The organism is Fodinibius sp. Rm-B-1B1-1 (assembly GCF_038594945.1).
GTDB lineage: Bacteria > Bacteroidota > Rhodothermia > Balneolales > Balneolaceae > Fodinibius > Fodinibius alkaliphilus.
In genome coordinates, this window is sequence record NZ_JBCFYD010000001.1 from 787,357 (window position 1) to 809,066 (window position 21,710).

Here is a 21,710-nt window from a genome sequence, read left to right on the forward strand (position 1 = left end):
ATCGTTATAAGTACTTTCAATCTCACTAAGATTTAGTACATTACTAATAGTAATTAACAGGGCAGATTATTATGGCAGCATGGATCTGGGTACTTATTCCGCTTGTAGCAATTATCGGTGCTTTTATTATTGAGTATCAAAAAAATAAAATGTCGATGATGAATCGGAGCCGGCAAAATGAAGAGGAAGTCGAAGACCTTCGTAAACTTGTTAATTCGCTTAAAGGACGTATTGAAAACCTGGAAGCGATCGCGGCTGGTGAACCCGATGATTTCTCGACTGGAGCGGGACGAGGAATGGAAGAAATTGAAATTGACGACTCATCAACCGTTAAGGAAAATGAACAGGAAGTTTCTAATCTTGCAGACAAGAAGAGGAGCAAATCATGAGTGGACCTGAATTTGTCGTTGCTATTGTTGCTATTTGTTGTGCTACCGGATTAATCAAAAAATGGATGGATTCCCGAAATAACACATCCAGTCTTACAAAAAATGAGCTCGATAATCTTCAGAAGGAACTCCATCAGTATCAAAAGGAAATGAAAAAACGAGTTCAAAATCTTGAGGCCATTGTTGCCGAAGAGGATGGTGACAATGATGAGAAATCTGGGTACCAACAAATTGAAGCCTCCTCAACTGAGGGTAATCTAACGAATGATCTTCAACAAAAAGAACAGGTATCATCATGAGTTTTGAGGAAATGGTAGTTGCCTTGGTAGGCTCTATCGGGGCATTTGCACTGGTAGGTTACCTCGCAGCAAAAACGTTCAACCTTGTTAAAACATGGATTAATCGCAATAAGGGTGGCGTTCCCGAAGAGGAATTCAATCGGCTTGCTCGCGCTTTTATGGATTATAAAAAAAATTCGCAGCGCAGACTTGAACATTTAGAAGCTATTATTGCCGATGAAGAACCCAATAGCCAAACGCAAGAACAGGAACAGAAGCCCCCTAAACAAATAGATGCTCCTAACAAGGAAATTGAAATAGAAGACTCGGAATCAGCTTCCCAAGGATCCCTATCGTCGGACCATAATAATCTGCGGAACATGCTACGGGAGTAACCTGTTAAACAAACTATCTTTTTTACTACAAGGGTACACTTACTATTATTATGAAACTTACTGCGCTGGAAATTAAACAACAGGAATTTGAAAAGTCTCTTCGTGGATATGACAAGGATGAGGTACAAGCCTTTTTAAACCTCATGTCAAATGAATGGGAGCATTTGGTAGCTAAAAACCGCGAGCTCGAAAAACGTATTGATGAGTTGGAGGAGAAACTAAAACATTACGAGCGCGTTGAGGAAGCTCTTCATGAAACCCTGCAAACGGCTAAAGAATCAGCAGAGCAAAAACTTACCGGTGCCCGTAAAGATGCTCGGAATAAGATTGAAAAGGCAGAAATGGAGGCCGAATCGATCATTCGGGAAGCTACGCAACAACGTCAGCAGGTTCGACAAAGCATTATCCGACTACTCGATCGACGCAAAGAAATTATTAGTGGTATTCGCTCGTATCTGGAAATGGCCCAGGAATCACTGGAGCAGTTTTCCAAAGATGAGGCAGCTCTCTTTGAGTTACCTGCTGATGACGATCAGTTTTCTGACAAATTAAAAGAGCAAACTGAACGTCGCCGTAAAGCCCTGCGAGATGATGACGAAGATGAGCTCGAAGATGATACTCAAACAATGCCCCCCGGTACCGAAGATATTGACGATCTTATTGATGAACTTGATTAAGTGCTTCATCACTACAATCGGTTTTTGAGGATCTTTTACTTTTCGGAGTTTCCTATCTCGAGTGGGTTTTTATATTTTCTGTAATCGATCTTAATCCAACCAGATTTTTGTATCCATGCAACGAGAAACCGTAGAAGAATTTCGAAAAAAGCGAAAAGAGGCCCTTTCTTTTATACAAGGTGCTACAGACGAAAAACCTAATTATTTAATTATTTTGGGTACTGGTCTTGGTAAGTTAGCAGATGCCATTGACATCGTTGATAGCGTATCTTATGATGATATTCCTCACTTCCCGGTATCTACGGTAGAAAGTCATGCCGGCCGACTTCTTTTTGGATCTCTAAGTGGAAAAAAAGTAGTGGCCATGCAAGGACGCTTTCATTATTACGAGGGATACAGCATGCAAGAAATTGCCTTTCCTCTCCGTGTTCTTCATGCTCTCGGAACCGAAACACTTCTTGTGAGTAATGCCTGTGGAGGGATGAACCCAAACTTTTCTCGCGGCGAAATTATGCTCATCAACGATCATATCAACATGCTCGGAGATAACCCACTTATTGGGCCCAACGATGATGAACTCGGGCCCCGCTTCCCGGATATGAGCGACCCTTACACCGAACGACTGCGGAATGTCGCCGAAGAAGTTGCATTAGAGAAAAGTATTAAAATGCACGAAGGAGTTTATTTAGCGCTCAGCGGTCCCACAATGGAAACGAAAGCAGAATATCGCTTCCTCCGTAATATCGGCGCCGATGTAGTAGGGATGAGTACCGTCCCCGAAGTAATCTCAGCGGTGCACATGGGCATGGATGTGCTGGGCATTTCAGTAATTACTGATGAGTGCTTTCCCGATGCCCTTGAACCAGTAGATATTGAAGATGTATTAGAAGCAGCCGGAGAAGCCGAGCCCAAGATGACTGAAGTTATCATTGGGGTCTTGGAAAAACTATAACCCTATTTTTACATGCGCACCTTTTGGTTTACGATAGCCTGCTGTTTTTTCTCAACCGTTATTTTTGTGTACGGCTGTAGTAGCTCTAAAAATACACAGTCTCCCCCTGAAGTAACAAAAGAGAATATCAAAGTAGTAACAGAAACTACCCCTGCCATTATTGGTGGGTTAGATGCATTGCACCAACAGTTAAGGTATCCTGCTCATCTTTACGCAGATGGTACAAAAATTATGCTCGAAGCAAATGTGCTCATTGATGCTGAAGGCAATGTTAATCGTATTTCTTTTAACAAAGACAAATATCCCGAACTAAAAGCAGCAGCCGAAAAAGCCATACGTAAGGTACGGTTTGTACCCGGAAAACGAGATGGGAAAGAAGTAGATATGTTTGTGACCTTACCTATCCAATTCACGTTTTAAAACATTTTGTGGGTATAACAAAATTATTTGTACCAATTTTATCTCAAAAAGCGTTAAATTTACATGAGCTTTCTACAAGGGGAAGCTACTTATAAACATCACCCAATCCTCTAACTCTATGTTTTACGGTGATTTTAACGATGATATTTGGGATGAGCACCAGTGGGAAACTCACCTCAATGATATTGAACGTCGAAGTACTCACCTTCGGAAATTTATTATCCAGGAACACTCTGGCAATATCCCCCGATGGCTTAAACTCCTGCAGGAAAATTCCGATGAGTTTGATGCCGTAGATGCCTTTATCGAGGAAGAACTTCTGATCGACGAAGCCTATTTCCCGGGAGAAGATGATGAGGAGATTGACGATGAGGATGATAGCGAAGAAGAATGGGAAGACTTTTTGTTTGATGATCTTGAAGAAGATTTCTTCTTGGATGACGACTACGATGATTTTGATGAGGGGGAAGAGTGGAAAGAACTAAGTGAAGACTTTGCTATGTCAAATACCGGTTCCATTGACACCCTGTATGTTTACAACAACTCCCGCATGCTTGCCGCTTCCATATTGCAGTGGGCCGAAACCATCAATCCTAAATATATCACCATCAACGTCAATGAATTTATCGGCAATGTGCTTAAAATTGGAGCAAAAATTGCCGGTGGTTATTCCTTTGGGTTTGACCGAGATTTCTTAGGCGGAAATATTGCCTACACCAAAAAATCTCTTTATTGCGCCAATGATGCCCTTACTATTTTACAACGGGATTTAAAAGGCAGCTCGTTTATCACTAAAAAACAGTATTTCTACTTCCACGAACAACTGTTCACACTCAGAAACGACATTGGGATTTACATCCAAGAGCTACGCGAACAGTTTTACAATGGGATATAAAAGTGTTGAAGAACGAAAGTGTTTTTGATTTACACATTTTCGTACTCCAACACCTGACAATTTAGTCCCAGATAGCTACTTCTCGATTTCCTTCCGAGTCAGAGCTTCCCCGAAACATTCCATTCGTATTCATATCCGTATAGATATTGCCATACTTATCAACAGCAATCATACCAGCCTCACCGGGATTTAGCACATCATTTAACAAATAATCTCCGGCTTCTTCAAGAGTAGCCGGTTTATATTTCATATACGAGCTAACCGTATGTCCTGATACCGCCCGCATAATTTTTTCGCCCCAGCCGGTCATGGAAACCGCCACAACATCACTTGCGTACGTGCCACTGCCAATAATAGGCACATCACCAACGCGACCAAACTTCTTGTTCGTCATACCTCCGGTAGAAGTACCTGCCACAATTTGTCCATTTTTATCCACCGCAACAGCTCCAACGGTACCAAACTTTTCCCCATCGGCATAAAGCGCCGTTTTATCTTCTTGGGGGATCAAGCTGGACTGCTCGGTATTATCTTCTTTCTCTTGTTCAAGAGCACGTTGCAGTGCTTCATATCGCGATTCCGTATAAAAGTAATCCTGTTCTACCCGCTCAACACCAACCTTATCAGCATATCGTTCAGCACCTTCTGTGGCAAACATCACATGCTCGGATGTCTCCATCACCTTGCGAGCCAGCGTAATAGGATTTTTTACCGTCTTAACTCCCGTTATAGTACCGGCTTCGCGCGTATTTCCTACCATAAAAGCAGCGTCAAGCTCGTGCTCACCATCATGCGTAAAAACAGCACCTTTGCCCGCATTAAACTTGGGGTTATCCTCCAAATAATTAATCACCTTCTCGACGGCATCTTCCGCAGAACCGCCATCAGCCAAAATATCTTCACCGATCGTAAGAGCCTCATCCAAATCATTAAAATAGGCCTGCTTCACTGAATCGGGACGATCTTCAGAAATTGCACCTGCACCACCATGTAGTGCTATGGCCCACTCTTTTTTCTGCTGGTCCTGCTGTACCCCCGGTTGCATACAGCCAATCGCTACCACAGCAACCACCAATAATCCAATAACTTTTTTCATAATCCCCATACTATATTTATTGAAGTTTGTGTCCGCAAAATTATAAGCACCACAATCCCCACTTCAAAGTCTGAGAATACTTTGTAACAATATTTAATAGGTGTAAGGTTTTGCACTCTCACCGATCATACTAATGTGAGTATTCATCAGACATATCAATTTCCCTTTGCCTCGTACCCTGCCGTACGATTAGCACTGCTGTTGATAGCAGGCATTATTGCAGACTATCAGCTTGATGTTTCTATCTCTATCTGGCTGGTACTGTTCGGCATTTGTGGACTTACATACCTAACGGCCGAACTGATCTACCACCGGTTGCTGGGCAATAAAATTTATAATACAGCTATACTCTCCTACTTAGCTCTTATCATTTGTTTTGGGGGCACCTGGCATTCCCTTTGGGATTATCGCTCAGCGCCCAATCACGCGCAAGTGATCAACACTTATACATGGCATGAACTCACCTTTTCGGGCAATATCCAACAGGTCAAACAAACCAGCACCGGCAAACTGCAGGTAGATGTGAGTGTAGATTCCACGGTTTTCCCAGATAAATTAAGCTGGGATAAGTCATATAACTTGCGAGCAGTTTTAAATCCCGATGATTTGTCTATTCCGAATGCGTTGACGTTAGGAAATCGCATCACCTTTACGGCTACCGTGTATCCATTAGAAGAAAAACGTAACCCGTCTCAGTTTGACTACAAACAGTATTTAGCCTCTCAAAACATCTACAGCCAGGTAGGTATCAAAGAAATAACTTCCATCAAAGTAAATAGTAATCCTTGGCGCTGGAGCTACCTGCGCAAACACGTTCTTAATGCCATCGATCACAATTTTAGCCAACAAACCTCATCACTGGCCAAGGCGCTACTCATCGGATATAAAAACGAGCTCGCTCGAGAAGAAAAGATCTCATTCTCCCGCGCCGGACTTTCCCATATCATGGCTGTCTCGGGCCTGCACGTAGGATTTCTTTTACTTCCTTTTTGGTTCGTTATCCCCTTCTTTTGGACCATTAAATACGGTAAACAGATAGGCATTACCCTTCTTGGCTTTGTGCTACTTATTTACGCAGGGCTAACTGACTTTTCGGCCTCCGTTACCCGTGCCTCACTCGTAGGCATGTTATTAGCCTACGGCAAACTCTTCCATAAGGTTCGTGACTCCAAAAACCTGACGGCTGTGGCAGCACTCATAATTTTACTTATCAATCCCTCCGACCTCTTTTCCATCGGATTCCAACTCTCCTTTGGCGCTGTTTATATCATCCTGCTCACCGCACCCGTTATTCAGCGGGGGTTACCCAATTGGATTCGTTTCAAATGGTACGGCGAACCGATCATGATTATCATCATTTCCTTTCTTGTGCAAGTAGGACTCTTTCCTTTATTAGCCTACTACTTTGGTGAATTTTCCCTCATTGGTCCGCTGGCTAATGCCTTCGTCATTCCCTTTCTTGGGGTTGCCGTGCCTTTGGCGCTGCTTCTGCTACTCATTTATCCATTTTCTCCAACTGCAGCCCAAACGCTCAATTACCCTATCGATTTATTCCTGCAGTGGCTTAATCGCTTTGTGGATTATACCGCAACCCTTCCCTGGAGCTGGGTACAAATCCACATTGATAGCCTGCTATTTTTTGGGATGTGGATTACTGCCATTTTCCTTATTGCATCGCTCCCCATTCCAAAAATGCGCTGGAAGATGCTCATTGTCTTTTTAATAGCCTGCTGCCTACATCAAAGCAACCAACTCATCAAAAAAATAAAACCAGCACCATTACAAGTAACATTTTTCGACGTCGGACAGGGTGACGCTGCGCTCGTTTCAACGCCCAGCAACAAACACTTTCTGATTGATGTCGGACGATGGCAGCCCGATTACAACAGTGCGAAATATATCATCATCCCGCATCTTAAAGAAGAAGGCATAGACAAGCTGGATGCGGTATTTTTATCCCATCCGCACGCTGATCACATCGGCGGCATTCTGGAAATCATAGATGCCATCCCAGTAGACACTATCTACAATTCGGGGACGCATTACGATTCCAACTTATACAGCTCATATCGCAAGAAAGCTGTCCAAAAGAATATCCCCATTAAAGCACTTACGGCCGGCGATCAGGTGAACATCGACCCCACATTACGACTTTTTGTTTATGGCCCTGAACCTTCAAACTCATCAGCCAACGTCAATAACAGATCACTGGTGCTCGAACTGGTTTACGGGGAAACCGAATTCCTATTTATGGGTGATGCCGAAGAGCAGCAAGAACATAACCTAACGAAGAACTTTCCCAAGTTGCTCAATACAAACTTTCTAAAAGTAGGTCACCATGGAAGTAAAACCAGTTCGGGTTATGAGCTCTTGGAATTAGCTTCACCAGATATCGGAATGGTATCACTGGCAAAACAAAATCGATTTGGCCATCCGCACCAAAAAGCAACGCAGAGATTGCATCAATATATACCTACGCTTTACTTTACAAGCTTAGATAAAGCTTTAACTTTTGTTTCAGATGGGTCTCAAATATACCGGAAATAATTTTGAGAAACTTTACAACGATAAAAAGAGTTGGAATCTGATGAGTAAAACTTTTTATTTATATGGTTTAAGAATTTAATGACCTTATTACTGCACTATTTATGTCCGAAAAGGAACGTCCGAGCTTCGAAGAAGCTTTAAAAAGACTGGAAGAAGTTGTAAATCAGCTTGAAGACGAATCTATTTCTCTTGAAGAATCGATTGATCTGTACGAAGAAGGAATAAAACTCTCCAAAATTTGCACAGAAACACTTGAAGAGGCAGAGCTGCGCATCCAAAAAGTAGCCGACCAGCATGCCGATGATAATGAAAAGAAATAATCAATTATGGAATTTGAAAAAGTAACGCCCGGTCCACTCTTAGCAGAAATTGATTCGCCCGATGATCTCAAAAAGCTCGGTCCAGAGCAATTGGTAGATGTCTGTGATGAGCTCCGGGATTTTATTATCGATATCGTCTCGATTCATGGCGGACACTTTGGTGCCAGTTTGGGAACGGTAGAAATGACTGTAGCCCTGCACTATGTCTACAATACGCCCAAAGATCTGCTGCTTTGGGATGTGGGACACCAGGCATACGGACATAAAATACTTACCGGGCGGCGTGATAATTTTCACACAAACCGCAAATACGGTGGACTTTCGGGTTTTCCAAAGCGAAGTGAAAGTAAATATGACACTTTTGGTGTTGGACATTCCAGCACCTCTATTTCAGCAGGTCTTGGCATGGCCGTCTCTCGTGATTTAGATGAAAGTGATAAAAAAGTGGTTTCGGTTATTGGAGATGGCGCCATGACCGGCGGACTTGCTTATGAAGCGATGAATAATGCCGGGGTTATGAATTCGGATATCTTGGTCATCCTCAATGACAATAACATGTCGATTGACCCCAATGTGGGAGCCATGAAAGAATATCTCACCGAAATTACGACCAGTAAAACATTTAACAAACTGCGTGACGAGATTTATGACATGCTGGGCCATTTTAAATCAGCTGGTGAAAAAATGCGCACGATGGCCTCAAAACTGGAAAAAGCGATTTCTACGGCCATCACGCCCGGTGGCCTCTTCCAGGCATTAGGCTTTAAATACTATGGTCCCGTTGACGGACACAATGTGGATGCTATGCGTCGACATTTGGAAGACCTAAAAGACATCCCGGGTCCCAAATTATTGCATGCCGTTACCGTTAAGGGAAAAGGGTTTGCTCCGGCCGAACGGGAACAAACGAAATGGCATGCCCAAAGTAGTCCCTTCGATAAAATTACCGGTAAGCAGATCGACCCTGATACTACTCCAAAACCACCAAAGTACCAGCACGTTTTTGGGGAAGCGGTGGTAGAGCTTGCGGATGAGAATGAAGATATCGTAGGTATTACTCCAGCCATGCCCAGCGGGTCAAGCCTGTGGCCACTGATGAACAAGTATCCCGACCGCGCTTTTGATGTCGGCATTGCCGAACAGCATTCCATCACCTTTGCAGCGGGATTAGCGGCCGAAGGCAAAAAAGCGTTTGCAGCTATCTATTCCACCTTCTTGCAGCGCGCATACGATCAGGTAATTCACGATGTAGCCATTCAAAAGCTGCCAGTCGTCTTCTGTATTGATCGTGCTGGGTTAGTCGGTGCCGATGGTCCTACACACCACGGGCTGTATGACATTTCGTATCTCCGCAGCGTACCTAACATGATTGTTTCTTCACCGATGAATGAGGAAGAACTTCGTGATATGATGTATACGGCCTCAAAATATGATGACTGCGCTTGGGCCATTCGCTACCCCCGTGGACGTGCGACCGGCATGGATTATCCTGAAGGCTTTAAGGATATGGAAATAGGGAAGGGACAAAAACTGCGTGATGGCGACGAAATTGCAATCTTGAGTTTTGGTCCATTTGGCAACTACGTGATGGAAGCCGCTGATGATTTGGCCGAAGAAGGCATTAAAGTAGGACACTTTAACATGCGGTTTGCCAAACCGCTGGATACCGATCTGATTGACGAAATCTGTCATACCTACGAGCGTATTATCACCATCGAAGATGGCACTCGTCTGGGCGGATTCGGCAGTGCCGTTGCGGAATATCTTGCTGATAAACCGCATCACATTCCCACAACCATTATGGGTGTACCTGACCGTATCGTAGAACACGGTACGCAAGAGGAACTTCATCACGAGGTTGGACTTGATCCGGAAGGCATTAAGAAAAAAATACGCGAAGTGCATGAATCGGCATCTCTGAAGGCTTAGTATTGCTTTTTAAATTGATGCGCATCAATTGAGTAAAATATGCTTATGTTTTGCCAAAAACATAAGCATTAACCAATTAGTTAATGCGCATCTTTTTTACTTCTTATGCGCAACACTAAACTCAGCCTCTTTTTTGAGAGCCTTTTTTAACCGCTTTTCATACTCCTCGGCCGATATTTCAATACACCCAAACTGTGCCAGGTGCTCCGTCCAAAATTGCGTATCCCAAAGCTCAAAGCCACCTTGTAGCAATGCCTGGTGAGTCCAATACAGTGCCACTTTCGAGGCTTCTTTGGCCCAACCAAACAGGGATTCTCCAAAAAAGGCTGCACCCAGTGAAACGCCATACTGCCCGCCAACCAGCTCCCATTTTTGATCCCAAACACTCACCGAATGCGCATGACCCAACTCATGCAAACGGCAATACGACTCGATAATTTCATGGGATATCCACGTTGAATCCCGATCAGCGCAGGCTTCCATCACCTGACGAAAGTTATAATCAAATTTGATGTGATAGTGCTGATTACGAACGATCCGCTGCACGTTAGAAGAGACATGAAATTCATCCAGTGGTATTATGCCACGTCGACTTGAGCTATACCATTTAGCTTCAGGATCATCCCGTGAATCGGCCATCGGGAAAATACCGTTGGCATAGGCGTTTAATAATTCTTCTGGAGTGAGCATCTATTATCTGATTACTTACAAAACCTAAAGTTTGCACTAAAAAGTAAGGTTACGCAGCAAAACTACGTAACCAAAACCAAGTCCCATAATATTTAAACTCTATCTCTTTCCATAGCTCGGCTACAGAACACAAACAACTTATATAATTTTCAACCTCCCTAAATGCCTCTTCTCCAAGAGAGATTTCCAGGCTAATTAATTTTAGAATTAAATCTCTTATTCAGGAGTTCCTCCTTGGACAAGTAGGGCAGGAGGATTGATCGGCCTACCTAAAACTACACTGCATAAACCCGAGCTCATCAGATCCAATGGGCGACCCCGGTGGTGGAGTCAACGGCTCGGTGGGCATAAACATTTCTCCCTCGTCTTTAAACTGCTGCAACGTACGATATCCATATAAAAGAGATGCGATGCGCTGTTCTTTTTCTGCTCGATTTTCGGCCTCTTCACGCATCCACTCACGCAACGCTTCAAGCTTAAAATTGGTAACGGCACGTACTTGTGATGACGCCTGATCATCCGCAGCTAAATTCATCATCTGGTATAAAACAACGTGATTAACCGTATTTTGAACAGCTCCTTTATACCCATCAGCAACCGGCTGCTTCCAAGTCCGATCAATTAAGGTATCCAACATATCACCAAGGCCCAGGTTATCTGCATTGTGCGCTTCTGACTGTACTAACCGGGCTGCCCGTTCGGTATTGAACAATAATTCTGCGGACATTGCTGCCGCTGTTTCCGCTGCACTCAACGGATCAAACGTAGGATCGGTATGACTGTTAAACAATTCACGGGAATCATAATAGCCTATGGGACGTGGTGGTATTAGTTCCACAATGCGTTCGGGCATGGTCAGCTGTTCCGCAGACAGCGTTTTGAGCATAGCATCCAAAGCAGCCCGCTGGGTAGAATCCGGTACTGGTTCAGGACCGACCTGACTATCTCCACGAAGGTTGTAACTGTAATTTTGTCCACCAATTAATTTAACCGTACCGTCAATTTGGTAACGGTGAAATAAGTAGATAGGCACCAAGGCATCTTCCAGCTTAGCCATTGGGGTACCTTGTGGTATATTTGATTCCGAAAAGTTCTGCAAGGCAATATCCCGCACATCCATAATATGATGCAGCTGATCGACCGCATCTTCGCCGTTATCCCAGAGGTGAGCTTTAGGATGAGCTCCTCCTGCGGGACGTGCATCCGAATCTGAGATAAAAAGCAACCCATCATCTATCGCACCTTCAAGCACATTATTTAGCGCGGCCTCTTTACTTGGCAGACCCGAAACATCCTTATACCCATATTCAACGGCCACCTTATCCCATTCGCCAATGCCCGTATCATAGGCATCAGACAGGTCCAGTGTACTATCTTGAGTAATATTCACTTTGGGAGCCGGATAATCCATAACCGAAGCACGATTGTTGGTGCTGGCCGCAAAATTGTGTGCGAGACCAATAGTGTGACCAACTTCGTGTGCAGAAAGCTGGCGAATTCGTGCCAGCGCCATCTCCAGCATGGGATCATATTTCTCAAAACTTGCTCCCTCTTTATATGGGGATAACAATCCCTCAGCAATTAAATAATCCTGTCGCACGCGCAGCGATCCCAGTAGCACGTGACCCTTGATGATTTCTCCCGTCCGCGGATCCACCACTGACGAACCGTACGACCAGCCACGCGTTGACCGGTGCACCCAGTTAATCATATTATAGCGCACGTCCATGGGGTGAGCACTATCTGGCAACACCTCTACGCGAAACGCATCCTGATAACCTGCCGCCTCAAAAGCCTCATTCCACCAACGGGCACCATCCAGCAGTGCACCACGAATAGGCTCAGGCGTTCCCGGGTCTAAATAATAAACAATAGGCTCAACAGGCTCACTCATCTCCGCAGCTGGATTTTTCTTCTTAAGCCGATGCTTGGTGATAAATCGTTTGGTGAGCGATTCTCCAACCGGCGTGCTGTAATCCTGGTAGCTGATGCCAAAATATCCCGCACGAGGATCAAACGTTCGGGGCTTAAAATCATCATCCGGCAGCTCCACAAATGAGTGGTGTTGACGAACAGTGATTGCATCAGATGTAGGGGTTACCGAGCGAACTTGTCCGCCGGGATTACTGCCCGTAAACGTAAGCGTAGCTTCGAATTCTGTATTTTTGGGGAAGTTCATCGTTGCCTCGCGATACAAAGCCGAGCGACTGTTATCTACACTAAAGTTTCCTTCGTTACTGCGTTGTAACCGCTCACTGACGCCGTGGGCATCCCGCATTAGAAAATCGGTAGCATCAACAAGCACGCGATCTCCTTCCTGTGCCGCAACCTCAAATCCCCACAACACTGATTGCGCAAAAGCATCACGCACCGACTCTTGTTCTTTGGGATTATCGGTGATGGCCCGATACGAATAGTTTGGCTGTACCATCAGGACCTTGGGGCCACGACGCTCAAATTTTACGATTCGATCGTCGCCCAGCTGATTACGATCGAGTCCAATATCATTCGAGCCAACTCCTGCGGCAAGCGAATTAACATACAGAAACTCCGTATTAAACTTGTCGATCTCCAGCCAAATCTTCCCACTGGAATCATCCCAGTAATAGGTGAAAAATCCCTCCTCCTTTTCAAGTCCTTGCGTTTCCTTGCTAATGGAAGGAAGATCTTGGGAAAAACCGGTTGCTGTTATAAATAGAAGTGTAAATAAGAAAACAGAAAGTCGCTTCATCGGTGCACTATTTTATTGGGAGTTAAAAAACCGTTGGTAAGTAACTGGTTTTCGAGAAAAGATTAAAACCAAGATACAAGTTTTAAAAAGTATATTTGCAAGTTGGCCAATCCTTCAGAAGGTCAGGCAACTACAGGTTTGAGAACAAAAATAAAAACAACCACCCTGCCCCCTTCATAAGTAGGGAATTATGTTGCATAATATCCTAAGCAATAAATATTCTTCCCTTTTAAAGGGGGAGATGTAAGAGGGGTTGTCCAAAACAAAAAATGCCCGGCATTTCGAAAACACCGGGCATCTGAATAGCATATTAAACGAGATGACGTGTTACTCATCCCCTTCATCATCGGCATACATTTCAGCCAGGTCGTTAATCATCTCCTCATTAATTCCCGCTGTGACAAATCCGCCATCGTGATACAGATTCTGCATGGTCACCTTACGCGTAAGATCAGAAAACAATGTTACGCAATAATCCGCACACTCATCAGCCGTAGGATTCCCCATCGGAGCCAACTTGTCAGCAAAAGTATACATCCCGTCAAAACCTTTAATACCACTTCCTGCTGATGTTTTGGTCGGTGCCTGCGATACCGTATTCACGCGAATACCGCGATCGGCCAGGCGACTACCATAATTTCGGGCGATACTTTCGAGCAGCGCTTTGGCATCATTCATATCGCTGTATTTTGAAAAAATGCGCTGCGCGCCAATGTACGAAAGCGCAACAATACTCCCGCCGTCAGCCAAGATATCAGCTTCATCTGCATAGCGGATAACTTTGTGCAGTGATACCGAAGAGATATCCAGCGTTTGCTGCAACCAGTTATAATTGAGCTCTTCGTAGCCCTTCTTTTTACGCACATTGGGAGACATCCCGATGGCGTGAAGCATGAAGTCAATTTGACCGTGCTCTTCTTTTACGTTCTGCATCAGCTCTTCTATTTCATCTTCATTCGTCACATCGCAGGGAAAAACTTCCGCCCCCGTTTCTTCGGCAAGATCATCCAGATCCCCGAATCGCAGGGCCACCGGAGCGTTGGATAATGAAAACTCTGCCCCCTCACGTTTACACGCTAAGGCGATTCTCCATGCGATACTGCGATCATCAAGGGCACCAAAGATCAATCCCTTCTTTCCCTTAAGCAGTCCATATCCTTGTTGGTCAGCCATAAAATAGTATCCTCAATTTCTTTGAATTCAATAGATTTCTGTGGGAAGATAATAAAAGAAACATAAAAACTGTCATTACACATTTTGTCGTTATTCTTATCATAATTTCTATTAAATAATTCTGTTGATAACACAGAAAATTGTCCTTATTTTGCGGGACTCTTATTCCCATGCCGTATTTGGGAGTAAGTGAATAAGTTTTAAAAACTCAGATTACAATAAACAAATGTTTCAAGATCTCTCATCAAAATTAGATAGCGCCTTTCAGAAACTGAAAGGAGAAGCTAAGATCACCGACGTCAACATTGCGGAAACGGTGAGAGAAATACGTCGCGCTCTGCTCGATGCCGATGTGAACTACGAGGTTGCCAAAGAGTTCACGAACAAGGTAAAAGAGCGTGCGATGGGAGAAGACGTGCTTACCGCCGTCAATCCCGGTCAGCAGTTTACGAAAATTGTACATGATGAGCTGACCGATATCTTGGGTCAAGAGCGTGTGGACATTTCTGTTGCACATACGCCACCGACCGTTATTCTGATTGCCGGCTTGCAAGGTTCTGGTAAAACAACCTTCAGCGCTAAGCTGGCTCGTTACTTGAAACAGGAAAACAATCGTAATCCTATTTTAGCCGCGGCCGACGTTTATCGTCCGGCAGCTATTGATCAGCTCAAAACACTGGCCGACTCTATTGACGTGCCGGTCTACTCCATCAATCAGCAAGATGCTGTGCGCGTGGCCAAAGAGGCCGTAAACATGGCCAAAAGTCTGGCATTAGATACCGTTATCATTGATACAGCCGGACGTATGCACGTGGATGAAGAAATGATGGATGAGGTGGCTGAAATTAAAAAGGCGGTTGAACCCGATGAAACATTATTCATCGTGGATTCGATGACCGGCCAGGATGCGGTAAACACGGCCAAAGAATTTAATGAAACCATCAATTATGATGGTGTTGTACTTACCAAGCTTGATGGTGACACCCGCGGCGGGGCGGCCCTTTCAATTAAGAAGGTGGTCCAAAAACCGATCAAGTTTGTAAGCACCGGCGAAAAGCTGGATGCCCTTGCTCCATTCTATCCCGAGCGAATGTCGAAACGAATCCTCGGTATGGGTGATGTGGTATCATTGGTGGAGAAGGCACAAAAAGAATTTGATGAAGAAGAAGCACAAAAGCTGCAGAAAAAGATTAAGTCGGATGAGTTTGATCTCGATGACTTTTATCAGCAGCTGCAGCAAGTGAAAGGTATGGGTAATATCCAGGATCTGGTTGGGATGATTCCCGGCGCTGGAAAAGCCCTGCAAGAAGCAGACACTGAAATTGATGAAGACTCCTTCAAGCCTATTGAGGCAATCATTTGCTCAATGACTCCGGAAGAGAAGCACAATCCGGATATTTTAAACGCCACGCGAAAACGCCGAATCGCCAAAGGTTCCGGGACACGCGTTTCGGATATCAACGATCTGTTAAAGCAGTTTGAACAGATGAAGAAGATGATGAAGTCGTTCTCGGGTATGGGCAAGATGGGCAAATTGATGCAAGGTATGAAGGGAATGAAAGGAAATTTACCATTTGGTTAATACCATTGATGCCAACTGTTTAGCCCAGTTGGCATCTTTTTTATATAAATATTGCGCAAGATTCCGACAATATCCTCTATACAAAATCAACGCAAATTTAAAACTAAGGAAATAATCCATTGTTAAGAATAAGATTACAACGTAGAGGTCGAAAAAAGCGACCTATCCATCATATTGTTGTTGCGGATAACCGCAAGCCCAGAGATGGACGCATTATTGAAGATTTAGGTCGTTTTGATAACGTAACACCCAACAACCAGCTTGATCTGGACAGAGAACGTGCACTACACTGGTTAAAGCAAGGTGCTCAACCAACTGATACCGTTCGTTCTATTTTCAAGAACCAAGGTATCATGTACGAAATGCACTTGTACCGTTGGGGCAAGTCGGAAGAAGAAATTGAAGAAGCTCTTGCTGAGTGGCGTGAACGTCGCGAGGAGAAGGAGGAAAAAGTTCCTACGCGCAAAGAACGTCAACAGGCACTATTAGAAGCCGAGGAAAAAGAATTCCAGAAGCAGCTTAAAAAGAAAGCTGAAGAGGCTGCCAAAGAAAAAGCTAAGCAGGAAGCTCTTGCATCTGACGAAGAGGAAGAAGAGGATGCTGATGAAGCTACTGCAGAGGCAGATGAGGCCGAGGCCGCTGATGAAGATGATCAGCAAGAAGCCGAAGCACAAGAAGAAACAGCAGACGAAGAAGTAGAGGAAGCTGCTGATGAAGAAACGGAAGAAGTCGAAGCTCAAGAGGAAGAGTCTGGCGACGATTCTGAAGAAGAGACTGAAGCTCAGGAAGAATATGACGAAACTGAGGAAGAGGTTGAAGCTTCTGATGATGAAGAGGAAGATACGGAAGACGCTGCAGATGAGGATGAAGAAGAATCAAAAGCAGAAGGACAAGTATCTACCGATATGTTAGCGAAAGAAGCTATTGAACATATCGAGAATACACCTCTTGATGAGCTTGAAGGCTTTGTCCCTGAAGACGAAGATCGGGTCACCGTTCAACGTGCTTTGGATGACAAGAAAGAGAATAGTTAAATAAAGATGGACACCATCTTTAAGATGGCATCCATCAACAGAACAGATGCTGGAACCAATTGAAAACCAGTATGAAAAGATCGGGTATATCTCCCGATCACACGGCGTACAGGGAGAAGTATTAATCATTCCCGATATTTACGCGCCTTCGCTTTTTGATGTTCTTGATCTGGTTCGTATTGAAACGACCAGAGGGGATTTGATCCCTGCCCGGGTAGAGTCGGTTCGGGTACAAGAAAAAAATAACCGGCTTTCGTTCTTTGTAAAATTTGAACACGTAGCTGATCGCACGCAGGCCGAAGAGCTTAAAAACTTCTCGGTATTTGCCGATCGCGATGTGGTAGAATCCCTGTTGGATTCGGATGAACGTCCGCTCGATCTAACTTCTTTCCAAGTATTTTCTGATGGAAAGTTAGTCGGTGCTGTAGATGTAATGCTGGAAAACCCGGCACACCCGATACTTCAGGTAACCACCGATGAGCAACAATTGCTCATCCCCGTTGTGGAGGAATATATTGTCGGTATCGATGAAGAGGCACAACAAATTCAATGCAAAAACCTGAAACAACTAAGAGGTATATAAATGATACGCATTGACATCATATCGGCGGTACCCCAGGTTTTGGAAAGTCCTCTGAATCACAGCATCGTGGGTAATGCGCAGGATGATGGATTGGTTGAAATCCATACGCATGACCTTCACGATTACACGGAGGATAAACACAACAAGGTGGATGACTATCCCTATGGCGGCGGTGCTGGCATGGTTTTGACACCACAGCCGATTTTTTCGTGCATTGAGCACCTGCAAAATCAGCGTGATTATGATGAGATCATTTTTACGGCTCCTAACGGTCAGCCGTTTAAGCAGGATGACGCCAACAGGTTGTCAACCGAGAAAAATCTCATCTTTTTATGCGGACATTACAAAGGTGTTGATCAGCGTGTGATAGATGCATTTATCACCAAAACGTATAGCATTGGCGACTATGTGCTTTCAGGTGGCGAACTGCCCGCTCTTGTAATGGTTGACTCCATTGTTCGAGTATTGCCCGGTGTATTGGGTGATGCCGAAAGTGCACTAACGGATTCCTTCCAAAATGAAAATTTGCTGGAAGGTCCCGTTTATACGCGTCCCGCTGATTTTAAGGGGATGAAAGTGCCACAAGTGTTACGATCAGGTGATCATCAAAAAGTAAAGGAATGGCGACACCAACAGTCGCTTGAGCGTACAAAAAATGTACGTCCGGATATTTTTAAGAAATTTCGAAACGAACAGCAGTAGATAACATTATGGACAAGTTAAAATTAGCAGAACAGACATTAATTGATGATGAGTATCCCGAGTTTAAAACCGGTGATACCGTTGTTGTACACTATCGCGTTCGCGAAGGCGACAAGGAGCGAATCCAGAAGTTTGAGGGACTCGTTATTTCTCGTCGTGGTACCGGCGCCAATCAGACTTTTATGGTGCGCAAAATATCAGCGGGCAACATTGGTGTAGAGCGTATTTTCCCGCTTTACTCTCCTTTTGTCGCTAAAATAGAGCTCAAAAAACAAGGTGATATTAAACGTTCTAAGCTCTATTATCTGCGCGACCGACAAGGAAAAGCAGCGCGTATTAAAGAGAAAGACCAGAACCAGGATACGGTTCGTGAATTGAACCGTAAGGCAGAAGAGAAGGCTGCCGCTAAAGAAGCTCAAAACGCTGACGAAGAAGAGTAACCCCTTCGTTCTACTTGCGTTGATTTAGGTTTCTGGTTGTTCGATAGTACAATCAAATTATTAAAGCCATTCTATCCCTATATTGTGGATGGAATGGCTTTTTTTATCAACCAGACTCTACTACTCATCTCTCGGGTCCTAAAGAGATCGGCACACTCAGCGAAATAATTAGCCAATCCCTGTAGCACTATTAAATGCGCCTCTTGCATGCTATCTCACAAAGCAATTCTCTCTTAAATAATCTAACGCCGCACCTCCAATATTAGGCTCATCCTTAATCAATAAATCGCTTATAAATTTGTACCAGTCGCTCTTGGCTTGCCCCCAAGTAATAAAGAATAAGGATCAGCATAAACACCAACTGTAATTTTACCATACCATTATTACGGTACTTTTCAGCGGATGTGATCACAACCTCATCCAAAATAGTAAACGTGTGTTCTTTTTTAACTCGTTTAACAAACTCCTGATCCTCCATTACAATATGATCTTCGCGAAATTCCCCAATCTCAAAAAATAGCTGCCGTTTTATAAACAGGCTCTGATCCCCAAATCGAAACAGATCCACATCAAAGCGAGTAAACCAGGCATAGCATTTCAAAAAAAGGTTATCAGAGTCAAAGCGGAGGCGAAAACATCCGGCATCCCATTCATTATTCACCGCCTGTAGCATCTTGTCGTCAAAATCTTTCGGAGGATGCGTATCTGCATGTAAAAAGTAGAGGAGCCTGCCATTTGCTTGCTCTGCCCCAAAATTCATTTGGGCTGCACGGCCCTTGCGCGGGCTTTCCAAGACAATAACTCCCGTTTTCTCAGCTTCTTGCATCGTTCCATCCACGCTTCCGCCATCTACCACAATAACTTCTACCACCAACCCGCTACTGTGGGCTTTTACTTTTTGAATGGTTTGTCCAATGGTATCCGCTTCGTTGTAGGCGGGAATCACAACGCTTATTTCACTCATGGCAAAGCAATCCGATTTGATGTGCGTAAGTCAGCTTCGGTATCAATATCATTCAAAGTGGGCAAAAGATGGTATGAAAGATTCATTTTCTCAACCTGCTCTACCGTTGACTGCAGAACAGAAGAGCTGCTCCAGGATTTACCTTCAAATAATACAGGATAGTACTCGGACATCCCCAGCAAATAATACCCCCCGTCCTGCGCCGGACCAATTACGACCTCGTGAGTATCCAGCTTATTAAATGCTTCCTGCACAATTTCATTCCGCAACGACGCACAGTCACTGCCGATGATCACCACTTTTTGTTGTTCACTTTCAAAAGCCTCTCGAAAAGCGTGCTGCATGCGCTGTCCCAGGTTTTCTCCCTCTTGGGGATATTTTTCATAGGTGCCTTTCGACCACAAATCATTCTCCTCAACAAATTGCGAATACCATACCTGCTTATTGACGGATATGGAATCTGCCACCGACTTTGTTATCCGTAGCAACTCATGATATACATCCAGTGCTTTTTCATCTCCCACGGTTTTGGCCAGACGCGTTTTTACTTTTCCTTTCTCGGGATTTTTAACAAAAATGATAAGCGCTGAAAGGTGTTTTTTATTCTTGGGCATGAACTATCTTTATTTTTACTTGGTGACTAATAAATGGGATATATTCTCCGTGTCATCCCGGACCCCGATCCGGGATCTTTCGGAAGTTATTATTTCATTATTGCGGTTTTTAAGATCCTGAAACAAGTTCAGGATGACACTATAACCAATTTCTAAGCTTAGTACCTATTACACCTATTCTGCAGTAGTACCGCCACAACTGCTTCCAGCCCCGGCAGTGCATCCAAAGCAGTGCTGGTTTACCTTAATCTGCCGATTATTTAGCTTGAGCTCGTTCCACTCACTAATATGCTGTGGAGCATTGTCTGCCACCGGCATCTCCAGCATCTGATTGAAATCACAGTCGTACAGCGTGCCATCCCAACCAATTGATATCGTATCCCGGCACATAACCCCCTTGGCCGCAGCAGGATTAAACGAAGTAATCAGCCGATCCATATACTCTTCCAGGTTTCCAGACTCCATCAGAAAATTCAGGTACCGACTTATGGGCAGATTGGTAATTGTAAACAGATTATTAAACGTAATACCGTGTTTTCTATCGAGCTGACGCTTGAACTCTTTTTCCATATTTTCCTGATCACCGGGTAGAAATGCTCCCGCAGGATTATATACCAAGTTTAACTCCAGGTCGGTATCATCTTTACCATATCCAATTTCATTCAGTTTTTTCAATGCTTCTACCGATTTATCATAAGTCCCTTCACCACGCTGGCGATCAGTACGGGACTTGCTGTAAAAGGGCAGTGAGCAGGTAACCTCTACTCCGTGCTCGGCAAAAAATTCTGGCAGGGCCTGGTACTTGGGCGCCGTAGTCAAGATCGTAAGATTCGATCGCACGATGATATGTTTGCCCAGCTTCGATGCTTCTTCCACAAACCAGCGAAAATGGGGATTCATCTCCGGGGCACCGCCAGTCAAGTCTACCGTCTCAACTCCCGAGTTTTCGAGTGCTTCTAAACATTGCTCAAAAGTCTCTTTTGTCATTACTTCATCACGATCCGGTCCTGCATCCACATGGCAGTGCTTACAGGTCATATTACACATATAGCCCACATTCATCTGGAAGATCTCGATACCCGTCGGTTTCAGCGGAGACAGATCTATTTCTTCCAGCTTTTCCTTAAATTTAGGTTGATTCTTAAGCGCCTCAGAATAATTATTCAGCACATCAAGCTGGTAAGCTGGATCCGAAAGTTTGTGTTCAAGCGTTTTCAGAGATTTAATCATAGGATTGTGAATCTTGAGTTCTGAGTTATGCGATGTGAACTGTTCTACTAATAACTGAAACACTGTTCA

The 21,710-nt window shown here is 44.2% G+C and carries 22 protein-coding genes; 15 read left to right on the forward strand and 7 right to left on the reverse strand.

The features are described from left to right. Positions 1-71 precede the first annotated feature (71 nt). The 7 genes from AAFH98_RS03620 to AAFH98_RS03650 all read left to right on the forward strand — a co-directional run bounded on the left by AAFH98_RS03620 (position 72) and on the right by AAFH98_RS03650 (position 4,006). Positions 72-389: a hypothetical protein gene (locus AAFH98_RS03620; RefSeq protein ID WP_342521311.1), complete on the forward strand. Its 318-nt coding sequence runs from the start codon at positions 72-74 to the stop codon at positions 387-389. Further along, positions 386-688, forward strand: coding sequence for a hypothetical protein (locus AAFH98_RS03625; protein WP_342521312.1), 303 nt, complete (start codon positions 386-388; stop codon positions 686-688). The genes AAFH98_RS03620 and AAFH98_RS03625 overlap by 4 nt, the downstream gene beginning before the upstream one ends. Continuing rightward, complete coding sequence (locus AAFH98_RS03630; RefSeq protein ID WP_342521313.1) at positions 685-1,062, forward strand: hypothetical protein; 378 nt, start codon at positions 685-687, stop codon at positions 1,060-1,062. The genes AAFH98_RS03625 and AAFH98_RS03630 overlap by 4 nt, the downstream gene beginning before the upstream one ends. Before the next feature lie 50 nt (positions 1,063-1,112). Continuing rightward, positions 1,113-1,739: a DivIVA domain-containing protein gene (locus AAFH98_RS03635; protein ID WP_342521314.1), complete on the forward strand. Its 627-nt coding sequence runs from the start codon at positions 1,113-1,115 to the stop codon at positions 1,737-1,739. A 115-nt stretch (positions 1,740-1,854) separates the two neighbouring features. After that, positions 1,855-2,691 carry a purine-nucleoside phosphorylase gene (locus AAFH98_RS03640; protein ID WP_342521315.1) on the forward strand — a complete coding sequence of 279 codons (837 nt, stop codon included), beginning with the start codon at positions 1,855-1,857 and terminating at the stop codon, positions 2,689-2,691. 12 nt (positions 2,692-2,703) lie between these two features. Next, positions 2,704-3,111: a TonB family protein gene (locus AAFH98_RS03645; protein ID WP_342521316.1), complete on the forward strand. Its 408-nt coding sequence runs from the start codon at positions 2,704-2,706 to the stop codon at positions 3,109-3,111. A gap of 118 nt (positions 3,112-3,229) precedes the next feature. After that, positions 3,230-4,006 (forward strand): hypothetical protein, encoded by a 777-nt coding sequence (locus tag AAFH98_RS03650; RefSeq protein ID WP_342521317.1) that lies wholly within the window; start codon positions 3,230-3,232, stop codon positions 4,004-4,006. 61 nt (positions 4,007-4,067) lie between these two features. On the opposite strand, the gene AAFH98_RS03655 is transcribed toward AAFH98_RS03650, so the two are convergent. Then, positions 4,068-5,102 (reverse strand): isoaspartyl peptidase/L-asparaginase family protein, encoded by a 1,035-nt coding sequence (locus tag AAFH98_RS03655; protein ID WP_342521318.1) that lies wholly within the window; start codon positions 5,100-5,102, stop codon positions 4,068-4,070. A 135-nt stretch (positions 5,103-5,237) separates the two neighbouring features. Here AAFH98_RS03655 and AAFH98_RS03660 point away from each other — a divergent pair, with 135 nt between their 5' ends. The 3 genes from AAFH98_RS03660 (at position 5,238) to dxs (ending at position 9,898) form a co-directional block, all read left to right on the forward strand. Further along, positions 5,238-7,649, forward strand: coding sequence for a DNA internalization-related competence protein ComEC/Rec2 (locus AAFH98_RS03660; protein ID WP_342521319.1), 2,412 nt, complete (start codon positions 5,238-5,240; stop codon positions 7,647-7,649). A 101-nt stretch (positions 7,650-7,750) separates the two neighbouring features. Continuing rightward, a complete protein-coding gene (xseB, locus tag AAFH98_RS03665) occupies positions 7,751-7,969 on the forward strand; it encodes an exodeoxyribonuclease VII small subunit (protein ID WP_342521320.1) in 219 nt (72 codons plus the stop codon). A 6-nt stretch (positions 7,970-7,975) separates the two neighbouring features. Continuing rightward, positions 7,976-9,898 carry a 1-deoxy-D-xylulose-5-phosphate synthase gene (gene dxs / locus AAFH98_RS03670; protein WP_342521321.1) on the forward strand — a complete coding sequence of 641 codons (1,923 nt, stop codon included), beginning with the start codon at positions 7,976-7,978 and terminating at the stop codon, positions 9,896-9,898. A gap of 96 nt (positions 9,899-9,994) precedes the next feature. Here dxs and aat read toward each other — a convergent pair whose 3' ends face one another. The 3 genes from aat to AAFH98_RS03685 all read right to left on the reverse strand — a co-directional run bounded on the left by aat (position 9,995) and on the right by AAFH98_RS03685 (position 14,492). Beyond that, positions 9,995-10,588, reverse strand: coding sequence for a leucyl/phenylalanyl-tRNA--protein transferase (gene aat / locus AAFH98_RS03675; protein WP_342521322.1), 594 nt, complete (start codon positions 10,586-10,588; stop codon positions 9,995-9,997). 265 nt (positions 10,589-10,853) lie between these two features. Beyond that, positions 10,854-13,319, reverse strand: a complete 2,466-nt coding sequence (locus AAFH98_RS03680; RefSeq protein WP_342521323.1) for a zinc-dependent metalloprotease — start codon at positions 13,317-13,319, stop codon at positions 10,854-10,856. A gap of 327 nt (positions 13,320-13,646) precedes the next feature. Beyond that, a complete protein-coding gene (locus AAFH98_RS03685) occupies positions 13,647-14,492 on the reverse strand; it encodes an enoyl-ACP reductase FabI (protein ID WP_342521324.1) in 846 nt (281 codons plus the stop codon). 226 nt (positions 14,493-14,718) lie between these two features. On the opposite strand from AAFH98_RS03685, the gene ffh reads away from it, so the two are divergent. The 5 genes from ffh (at position 14,719) to rplS (ending at position 18,833) form a co-directional block, all read left to right on the forward strand. Next, positions 14,719-16,074 (forward strand): signal recognition particle protein, encoded by a 1,356-nt coding sequence (gene ffh / locus AAFH98_RS03690; protein ID WP_342521325.1) that lies wholly within the window; start codon positions 14,719-14,721, stop codon positions 16,072-16,074. A 119-nt stretch (positions 16,075-16,193) separates the two neighbouring features. After that, positions 16,194-17,108: a 30S ribosomal protein S16 gene (rpsP, locus tag AAFH98_RS03695; protein WP_342521326.1), complete on the forward strand. Its 915-nt coding sequence runs from the start codon at positions 16,194-16,196 to the stop codon at positions 17,106-17,108. Between the two features lie 46 nt (positions 17,109-17,154). Then, the gene (gene rimM, locus AAFH98_RS03700; RefSeq protein ID WP_342521327.1) at positions 17,155-17,691 is read left to right on the forward strand and encodes a ribosome maturation factor RimM; all 537 of its coding nucleotides are present in this window, start codon (positions 17,155-17,157) and stop codon (positions 17,689-17,691) included. Between the two features lie 3 nt (positions 17,692-17,694). Further along, positions 17,695-18,393: a tRNA (guanosine(37)-N1)-methyltransferase TrmD gene (gene trmD, locus AAFH98_RS03705; RefSeq protein ID WP_407935485.1), complete on the forward strand. Its 699-nt coding sequence runs from the start codon at positions 17,695-17,697 to the stop codon at positions 18,391-18,393. 8 nt (positions 18,394-18,401) lie between these two features. Continuing rightward, the gene (gene rplS, locus AAFH98_RS03710) at positions 18,402-18,833 is read left to right on the forward strand and encodes a 50S ribosomal protein L19 (protein ID WP_407935476.1); all 432 of its coding nucleotides are present in this window, start codon (positions 18,402-18,404) and stop codon (positions 18,831-18,833) included. Positions 18,834-19,107: 274 nt separating this feature from the next. On the opposite strand, the gene AAFH98_RS03715 is transcribed toward rplS, so the two are convergent. The 3 genes from AAFH98_RS03715 to arsS form a co-directional block, all read right to left on the reverse strand. Then, positions 19,108-19,797 carry a TIGR04283 family arsenosugar biosynthesis glycosyltransferase gene (locus AAFH98_RS03715; protein ID WP_342521329.1) on the reverse strand — a complete coding sequence of 230 codons (690 nt, stop codon included), beginning with the start codon at positions 19,795-19,797 and terminating at the stop codon, positions 19,108-19,110. Further along, positions 19,794-20,411: a TIGR04282 family arsenosugar biosynthesis glycosyltransferase gene (locus AAFH98_RS03720; RefSeq protein ID WP_342521330.1), complete on the reverse strand. Its 618-nt coding sequence runs from the start codon at positions 20,409-20,411 to the stop codon at positions 19,794-19,796. The genes AAFH98_RS03715 and AAFH98_RS03720 overlap by 4 nt, the downstream gene beginning before the upstream one ends. A 174-nt stretch (positions 20,412-20,585) precedes the next feature. Further along, entirely contained in the window at positions 20,586-21,638 is a 1,053-nt protein-coding gene (gene arsS / locus AAFH98_RS03725; protein WP_407935486.1) for an arsenosugar biosynthesis radical SAM (seleno)protein ArsS, read from the reverse strand. Positions 21,639-21,710 lie beyond the last annotated feature (72 nt).

What these genes read in the sequence shown, in the direction of transcription:
- AAFH98_RS03620 (WP_342521311.1), top strand. Translation starts at nt 72, where the DNA reads ATGGCAGCATGGATCTGGGTACTTATTCCGCTTGTAGCAATTATCGGT.
- aat (WP_342521322.1), bottom strand. Translation starts at nt 10,588, where the DNA reads ATGCTCACTCCAGAAGAATTATTAAACGCCTATGCCAACGGTATTTTC.
- dxs (WP_342521321.1), top strand. Translation starts at nt 7,976, where the DNA reads ATGGAATTTGAAAAAGTAACGCCCGGTCCACTCTTAGCAGAAATTGAT.
- rplS (WP_407935476.1), top strand. Translation starts at nt 18,402, where the DNA reads ATGGACAAGTTAAAATTAGCAGAACAGACATTAATTGATGATGAGTAT.
- AAFH98_RS03650 (WP_342521317.1), top strand. Translation starts at nt 3,230, where the DNA reads ATGTTTTACGGTGATTTTAACGATGATATTTGGGATGAGCACCAGTGG.
- rimM (WP_342521327.1), top strand. Translation starts at nt 17,155, where the DNA reads ATGCTGGAACCAATTGAAAACCAGTATGAAAAGATCGGGTATATCTCC.
- AAFH98_RS03625 (WP_342521312.1), top strand. Translation starts at nt 386, where the DNA reads ATGAGTGGACCTGAATTTGTCGTTGCTATTGTTGCTATTTGTTGTGCT.
- ffh (WP_342521325.1), top strand. Translation starts at nt 14,719, where the DNA reads ATGTTTCAAGATCTCTCATCAAAATTAGATAGCGCCTTTCAGAAACTG.
- AAFH98_RS03655 (WP_342521318.1), bottom strand. Translation starts at nt 5,102, where the DNA reads ATGAAAAAAGTTATTGGATTATTGGTGGTTGCTGTGGTAGCGATTGGC.
- AAFH98_RS03685 (WP_342521324.1), bottom strand. Translation starts at nt 14,492, where the DNA reads ATGGCTGACCAACAAGGATATGGACTGCTTAAGGGAAAGAAGGGATTG.
- xseB (WP_342521320.1), top strand. Translation starts at nt 7,751, where the DNA reads ATGTCCGAAAAGGAACGTCCGAGCTTCGAAGAAGCTTTAAAAAGACTG.
- AAFH98_RS03640 (WP_342521315.1), top strand. Translation starts at nt 1,855, where the DNA reads ATGCAACGAGAAACCGTAGAAGAATTTCGAAAAAAGCGAAAAGAGGCC.
- AAFH98_RS03635 (WP_342521314.1), top strand. Translation starts at nt 1,113, where the DNA reads ATGAAACTTACTGCGCTGGAAATTAAACAACAGGAATTTGAAAAGTCT.
- AAFH98_RS03720 (WP_342521330.1), bottom strand. Translation starts at nt 20,411, where the DNA reads ATGCCCAAGAATAAAAAACACCTTTCAGCGCTTATCATTTTTGTTAAA.
- AAFH98_RS03645 (WP_342521316.1), top strand. Translation starts at nt 2,704, where the DNA reads ATGCGCACCTTTTGGTTTACGATAGCCTGCTGTTTTTTCTCAACCGTT.
- AAFH98_RS03715 (WP_342521329.1), bottom strand. Translation starts at nt 19,797, where the DNA reads ATGAGTGAAATAAGCGTTGTGATTCCCGCCTACAACGAAGCGGATACC.
- AAFH98_RS03680 (WP_342521323.1), bottom strand. Translation starts at nt 13,319, where the DNA reads ATGAAGCGACTTTCTGTTTTCTTATTTACACTTCTATTTATAACAGCA.
- AAFH98_RS03630 (WP_342521313.1), top strand. Translation starts at nt 685, where the DNA reads ATGAGTTTTGAGGAAATGGTAGTTGCCTTGGTAGGCTCTATCGGGGCA.